The organism is Sandaracinobacteroides sp. (assembly GCF_057137845.1).
This window is the reverse complement of the sequence record NZ_DBNHFX010000075.1, coordinates 1-7,750: the sequence shown is the minus strand read 5'-3', so window position 1 is coordinate 7,750 and position 7,750 is coordinate 1. Positions and strand designations below refer to the sequence as shown.

The 7,750-nt window shown below is 63.5% G+C and carries 3 protein-coding genes; 2 read left to right on the top strand and 1 reads right to left on the bottom strand.

The window, feature by feature from the left end; genetic code table 11:
• Positions 1-709 (bottom strand): alpha/beta fold hydrolase (locus AC16JP_RS03730; RefSeq protein WP_484339258.1); only part of this gene is annotated, 709 nt, incomplete at its 3' end.
• A gap of 288 nt (positions 710-997) precedes the next feature.
• Here AC16JP_RS03730 and rpoB point away from each other — a divergent pair.
• Positions 998-5,158, top strand: a complete 4,161-nt coding sequence (gene rpoB, locus AC16JP_RS03725) for a DNA-directed RNA polymerase subunit beta (RefSeq protein WP_484339257.1) — start codon at positions 998-1,000, stop codon at positions 5,156-5,158.
• 46 nt (positions 5,159-5,204) lie between these two features.
• On the top strand, positions 5,205-7,750 hold a 2,546-nt coding region (gene rpoC, locus AC16JP_RS03720; RefSeq protein ID WP_484339256.1), incomplete at its 3' end, for a DNA-directed RNA polymerase subunit beta'.

Sequence of the window (7,750 nt, the reverse complement as noted above, 5' to 3'; positions counted from 1 at the left end):
CCACATTGGGCGCCGCCGCCTGCAATGTGGGCGACAGTGCGCGCTGGCGGACGGGATCGGTGCCGAAGGCCTGCACATAGGTTTCCTGCATCATCCGTGGCCCTTCGTGCATCTGTCGGGGCACGTCGTAGGCGGCGCCGTCCAGCGCGATCACGCCGCGAATATCTGCCACGGTCAGCCCGGCGGCACGCAGATATTGCGGATCGGTGCCGACGAGCGAAACCAGATGCGCCCCGGCGCTGTGCCCCATAAGGACGATACGCTGCCGGTCGATGCCCAGTTGCTTTGCGCGGTCGACGAGCGCCCTGACCGCCGACGCGATATCGGCGGCCTGATCCTCTACGCGGGCGTTCGGCACCAGCCGATAGTTGGTCGAGGCGAACGCATAGCCTTCGCCGGTATAGTGGCCGGGCTTCCAGGTGCCGGTGGCGTTGTTCTTGCTGCCGCGCTGCCAGCCGCCGCCATGCACGAACAGGATGATCGGGGCGGGTGAAACGCCGGGCGCGCGCCAGAAATCCAGCACCTGTTCCGGGTGGGCGCCATAGGCGATGGTCTGGTCCGGCCGTGGCGCGGTTGCGCGGTTGCCGTCGGCGCGTTCGGCGATCGCGCGCCGGAAGCGTTCGCTCCGTACTGCCGTGCGATCCTGTGCGGATGCTGCAACCGATGCCGTGATCAGCAGTATGGCGCCCCATTTCAGACTGTTGCGCATGTCCGGCCTCCTCGCCTCCGTTCTCTTGCCATCTGCTGATACGCAGCGGGCGGGCGGATTCCCGCGCTGCCGGATGATCGGCGCCTTTACAGTTGTTCGGCGGGCTTCTATATGGCCGCTTTCCGCCCTGGTCCGGGATAGAAGGTGCCGTCGCGCAGCACTTTCCACGCATGGGACCAAGGAGGTTCATGACACCGCGAGCCGCAGGCCGGGCCTATGCCATGGCAATGCGGCTTTTCGTGTCGTGCACAATGCGCACCGGACATTTGACTGAAGGACCCGTGCCACATGGCGACCAAGGCCGTCGAACCTGCCCGCAACAACGCCGGAACCCGCTTTCGCTCTACCCGCCGCATTCGCCGCCTGTTCGGCAACATCGCGGATTCGGTGCAGATGCCGAACCTCATCGAGGTGCAGCGCGAAAGCTATGAGCAGTTCCTGCGGTCGGATCCGTCGCGCCAATATGTGTCGGGCCTTGAAAAAACCCTGCGTTCGGTGTTCCCGATTCGTGATTTCGCCGGCACTGCCGAGCTCGATTTCGAGGGCTACGAGCTTGAGGAACCGAAATATTCCAAGGAAGAATGCCGCCAGCGCGGCATGACCTACGCCGCGCCGATGCGGGTGACGCTGCGCCTGATCGTGTTCGAGGTGGATCCGGATACCGGGACCCGTTCGGTCATCGATATCAAGGAGCAGGACGTGTACATGGGCGACATGCCGCTCATGACCGAGAACGGCACCTTCATCGTGAACGGCACCGAGCGGGTGATCGTTTCGCAGATGCACCGCAGCCCCGGCGTGTTCTTTGATCACGACAAGGGCAAGACCCATAGTTCGGGCAAGTTCCTGTTTGCCGCGCGCGTGATCCCGTATCGCGGCTCGTGGCTGGACTTCGAATTCGACGCCAAGGATATCGTCAACGTCAGGATCGACCGCAAGCGCAAGCTGCCGGTGACGGCGCTGCTCTATGCGCTTGGCCTGAATGGCGAGGAAATCCTCAATCACTTCTACGAGACCGTCCGCTGGGAGCTGGACGCCAAGCTGAACGGATGGCGGATGCCGTTCGTCGCCGAGCAGTGGCGCGGCCAGAAGCCGACCTTCGATGTGCTGAACGCCGAAACCGGCGAAGTGCTTTTCAAGGAAGGCGAAAAGGTATCGCCGCGCGCGGCCCGCAAGGCGCAGAACGACGGCGTTTCGACGCTGCTGGTGCCGATGGACGAAATCATCGGCCGCTTCGCCGCCTATGACCTGATCAACGAGCAGACCGGCGCGATCTACATCGAAGCCGGAGACGAGATCGGGCAGGAGCATCTGGATCGGCTGAACGCCGCCGGCATCGTGCATGTGGACGTGCTGGACATCGACCATGTGAACACCGGCCCGTGGATCCGTAACACGCTGATGGCCGACAAGGCCGAGGAGCGCGACCAGGCGCTGGCCGACATCTATCGCGTGATGCGCCCCGGAGAGCCGCCGACGCGCGAAACCGCTGAAGCGCTGTTCGCCGGGCTGTTCTTCGACGCCGAGCGTTACGACCTGTCGGCCGTTGGCCGTGTGAAGATGAACATGCGCCTCGGTCTCGATGCGCCGGCCGATCTGACGACGCTGCGCAGCGAGGATATTCTGGCGGTCGTCAAGACGCTTGTTGAACTGAAGGACGGCAAGGGCGAGATCGACGACATCGACAATCTGGGCAACCGGCGTGTCCGCTCGGTCGGCGAACTGCTGGAAAACAGCTATCGCGTGGGGCTGCTGCGCATGGAGCGCGCGGTAAGGGAGCGGATGAGTTCGGTCGACGTGACGACGGTCATGCCGAACGACATGATCAACGCCAAGCCGGCGGTTGCCGCAGTGCGCGAGTTCTTTGGTTCGAGCCAGCTCTCGCAGTTCATGGACCAGACCAACCCGCTTTCCGAAGTGACGCACAAGCGGCGCGTGTCGGCCCTTGGGCCGGGCGGCCTGACGCGCGAGCGTGCAGGCTTTGAAGTGCGCGACGTTCACCCGACGCACTATGGCCGGATCTGCCCGATCGAAACGCCGGAAGGGCCGAACATCGGCCTGATCAACTCGCTTTCGACGTTCAGTCGCGTGAACCTCTATGGCTTCATCGAAACGCCGTATCGCCGCGTGACCGACGGCCGCGTGACCGACGAAGTGATCTATCTTTCGGCCATGGAAGAAGCACGCCACGTCATCGCGCAGGCGACCGTGGCGCTGGACGGCGACCGCCGCATCGTCGAGGAGCTGGTTTCGGCCCGCGAAGCCGGCGAATTCCTGATCGCCCCGCGCGAGCGCATCACGCTGATGGACGTCAGCCCCAAGCAGCTGGTGTCGGTTGCGGCGTCGCTCATTCCGTTTCTTGAAAACGACGACGCAAACCGGGCGTTGATGGGTTCGAACATGCAGCGCCAGGCGGTGCCGCTGGTGAAGGCCGAAGCGCCGTTCGTCGGCACCGGCATGGAAGCGACCGTGGCGCGCGATTCCGGTGCGGCGATCGCTGCCCGGCGTGCTGGCGTCGTCGACCAGGTGGATGCAGGCCGTATCGTCATCCGCGCGACCGAGGAAGTGAAGCCCGGCGAGTCGATGGTCGACATCTACACGCTGATGAAATTCCAGCGGTCGAACCAGAACACCTGCATCAACCAGCGTCCGCTGGTGCGTGTGGGCGACCGGGTGGCCAAGGGCGACATCATCTGCGACGGCCCCTCGACCCAGTATGGCGAACTCGCGCTGGGGCGGAACGCGCTGGTCGCGTTCATGCCGTGGAATGGTTACAACTACGAAGACTCGATCCTCATCAACGAGCGCATCGTGCGCGAGGACGTCTTCACCTCGATCCACATCGAGGAATTCGAAGTCATGGCCCGCGACACCAAGCTCGGGCCGGAAGACATCACCCGCGACATTCCGAACGTCGGCGAGGAAGCGCTGCGCAACCTCGACGAAGCGGGCATCGTCTATATCGGCGCCGAGGTGGAGCCGGGCGACATTCTGGTCGGCAAGATCACGCCGAAGGGTGAAAGCCCGATGACGCCGGAAGAAAAGCTGCTGCGCGCTATCTTCGGTGAGAAGGCGTCGGACGTGCGTGACACGTCGCTGCGCCTGCCGCCGGGCGTGGCTGGCACGATCGTCGAAGTGCGCGTGTTCAATCGCCACGGCATCGACAAGGATGAGCGCGCCCTGTCGATCGAGCGTGAAGAACTCGACCGCCTCGAGAAGGACGCCGCTGACGAGCGCGGCATCCTTGACCGCGCCATCTTCGCCCACCTGCGCGAGACGCTGCTGGGGCAGACGGTCGTGACCGGGCCGAAGGGTGCAAAGAAGGGTGTCGTCGTCGATGAAGCCCTGCTTGAGGAGCATCCTCGCCGCGAATGGTGGAAGTTCGGCGTCGCCGACGACAATGTGCAGGCGAACCTGGAGGCAAGCCGCACGCAGTATGACGCGGCGATGAAGTCGATCGCCGAGCGTCTGGAGGACCGCAAGGACAAGCTCCAGCGCGGCGACGAGCTGCCGCCGGGCGTGCTGAAGATGGTGAAGGTGTTCGTTGCGGTGAAGCGCAAGCTGCAACCGGGCGACAAGATGGCCGGCCGGCACGGCAACAAGGGTGTGATTTCGCGCATCCTGCCGTCCGAGGACATGCCGTTCCTGGAAGACGGAACCTCGGTTGACCTGGTGCTGAACCCGCTTGGCGTGCCTAGCCGGATGAACGTCGGGCAGATTTTCGAAACGCACCTTGGCTGGGCCGCGCGCGGTCTTGGCCGTCAGGTGTCGGCGCTGCTCGAGAACATCCGCGCCACGAACGAAGCCGCTGTCGCGGATGCCGATGGTGATCTGGCAAAGCTGCGACACAACCTCGACGCAGTCTATGGGCCGCAGGCAGACGTCGGTTCCATGACCGACGAAGATCTGATGCGCTTTGCCGACAGCCTGACGCCGGGCGTGCCGATGGCTACCCCGGTGTTCGACGGCGCGACCGAAGGCGACGTTTCGGCAATGCTGCGGCTGGCCGGGCTGGACAGCTCGGGGCAGGTGGAACTGTTCGACGGCCGCACCGGCGAAGCGTTCGACCGCAAGGTGACCGTCGGCTACATCTACATGCTGAAGCTGCACCACCTGGTCGACGACAAGATCCACGCGCGTTCGATCGGCCCATACAGCCTCGTCACCCAGCAGCCGCTGGGCGGCAAGGCGCAGTTCGGCGGCCAGCGCTTCGGGGAAATGGAAGTGTGGGCCCTGCAGGCCTATGGCGCGGCCTACACGCTGCGTGAAATGCTGACGGTGAAGTCCGACGATGTGGTCGGCCGCACCAAGGTCTATGAAGCGATCGTCAAGGGCGACGACACCTTCGAGGCAGGCATCCCCGAAAGCTTCAACGTGCTGGTGAAGGAAATGCGCTCGCTCGGCCTGAACGTCGAGTTGAAGTCGACCGACGCCGACGCCGAAGCCTGAGACCGGACCCGATTTTTTCACCCCCTGAGCGGGGGAGGAGTGACGTATGAACGAACTGGTACCCAACGCCTTTTCGCCGGTCGCAAAGCCGGAAATGTTCGACCAGATCCAGATCTCGATCGCATCGCCCGACAAGATCCGCAGCTGGTCGTTCGGCGAGATCAAGAAGCCCGAGACGATCAACTATCGGACGTTCAAGCCCGAGCGCGACGGCCTGTTCTGTGCCCGTATCTTCGGTCCGATCAAGGACTATGAGTGCCTGTGTGGCAAGTACAAGCGCATGAAATACAAGGGTATCGTCTGCGAAAAGTGCGGCGTTGAAGTTACGGTGACCAAGGTTCGCCGGGAACGGATGGGCCACATCGAACTGGCAGCGCCCGTTGCCCATATCTGGTTCCTGAAGTCGCTGCCCAGCCGCATCGGCATGCTGCTGGACATGCCGCTGAAGGACCTCGAGCGCGTTCTTTACTTCGAGAACTACATCGTCACCGAACCCGGCATGACGCCGCTGAAGAAGTTCCAGCTTCTGAGCGAGGACGAGTATCTCGAGGCGCAGGACCAGTATGGCGAGGAAGCGTTCCGGGGCGGTATCGGTGCGGAAGCCATCCGCGAACTGCTGATGGAACTCGATCTTGCGGCCGAAAAGGAAGAACTGCTCGAGGAACTGGCGACGACCAAGTCCGAGCTGAAGCCGAAGAAGATCATCAAGCGGCTGAAGATCGTCGAGAGCTTCCTGGAATCCGGCAACCGGCCGGAGTGGATGATTCTGACGGTGGTGCCGGTGATTCCGCCGGAACTGCGCCCGCTGGTGCCGCTGGACGGCGGCCGCTTCGCCACCTCTGACCTGAACGACCTGTATCGCCGCGTCATCAACCGCAACAACCGCCTGAAGCGGCTGATGGAACTGCGCGCGCCTGACATCATCGTCCGCAACGAAAAGCGGATGCTGCAGGAAGCCGTGGACGCGCTGTTCGACAACGGCCGCCGTGGCCGCACCATCACGGGTGCAAACAAGCGGCCGCTGAAGTCGCTCTCGGACATGCTGAAGGGCAAGCAGGGCCGGTTCCGGCAGAACCTGCTGGGCAAGCGCGTCGACTATTCGGGTCGCTCGGTCATCGTCACCGGCCCCGAATTGAAGCTGCACCAGTGCGGCCTGCCGAAGAAGATGGCGCTCGAACTGTTCAAGCCGTTCATCTATGCCAAGCTCGACGCCAAGGGGCTGTCGATCACGCTGAAGCAGGCGAAGAAATACGTCGAGAAAGAGCGCAAGGAAGTCTGGGACATCCTCGACGAGGTGATCCGCGAGCATCCCGTGCTGCTGAACCGGGCGCCGACGCTGCACCGGCTTGGCATCCAGGCGTTCGAGCCGGTGCTGATCGAGGGCAAGGCGATCCAGCTTCACCCGCTGGTCTGCGCCGCCTTCAACGCCGACTTCGATGGCGACCAGATGGCCGTGCACGTGCCGCTTTCGCTGGAAGCCCAGCTCGAAGCGCGGGTGCTGATGATGTCGACCAACAACATCCTCAGCCCGTCGAACGGCAAGCCGATCATCGTTCCCTCGCAGGACATGGTTCTGGGCATCTACTACCTGTCGATGGAGCGTCAGGAACGGCATCCAGAGTATATCGACCTGCCCGACGGCACGAAGCGGGAAAAGCTGCCGCTGTTCGCCGACATGGCCGAAGTGCACGCTGCGCTGAACGCCGGAGCAGTGACGCTGCACACCCGGATCGAGGCGCGCGTTCCGCAGACCGACGAGCAGGGCAACACCCGCATGGTGCGTTTCGTTACCACTCCGGGCCGGATGCTGATCGGCGAATGCCTGCCGCACAGCCACAAGGTGCCTTACCCGACGATCAACCGCCTGCTGGCCAAGAAGGACATCGGCGACGTCATCGACGAAGTCTATCGCCACACCGGCCAGAAAGAGACGGTGCTGTTCGCAGACGCCATCATGGCGCTTGGCTTCCGCCACGCCTGCCAGGCCGGCATCTCGTTCGGCAAGGACGACATGGTGATCCCGGCGCGCAAGGAAGAACTCGTCGAGCGCACCCGCGAGCAGGCCAAGGATTTCGAGCAGCAGTATCAGGACGGCCTGATCACGCAGGGCGAGAAATACAACAAGGTCGTCGACGCCTGGGCGCGTTGCGGCGATGAAGTGGCCGCCGAGATGATGAAGGAAATCTCGGCTACCCCCGTCGACGCAGACACCGGGCGCCAGCGGTCGATCAACTCGGTCTACATGATGGCCCACTCGGGCGCTCGTGGTTCGCAGGCGCAGATGAAGCAGCTTTCGGGCATGCGCGGGCTGATGGCCAAGCCTTCGGGCGAGATCATCGAAACCCCGATCATCTCGAACTTCAAGGAAGGGCTGACCGTCCTTGAATATTTCAACTCCACGCACGGCGCCCGCAAGGGCCTTGCGGACACCGCGCTGAAGACCGCCAACTCAGGCTATCTGACCCGGCGTCTGGTCGACGTCAGCCAGGACTGCGTGGTGCTCGAGGAAGATTGCGAAACCCAGCGCGGCCTGACGATGAAGGCAATCGTCGAGGGCGGCTCGGTGATCGTCGCGCTTGGCGAGCGCATCCT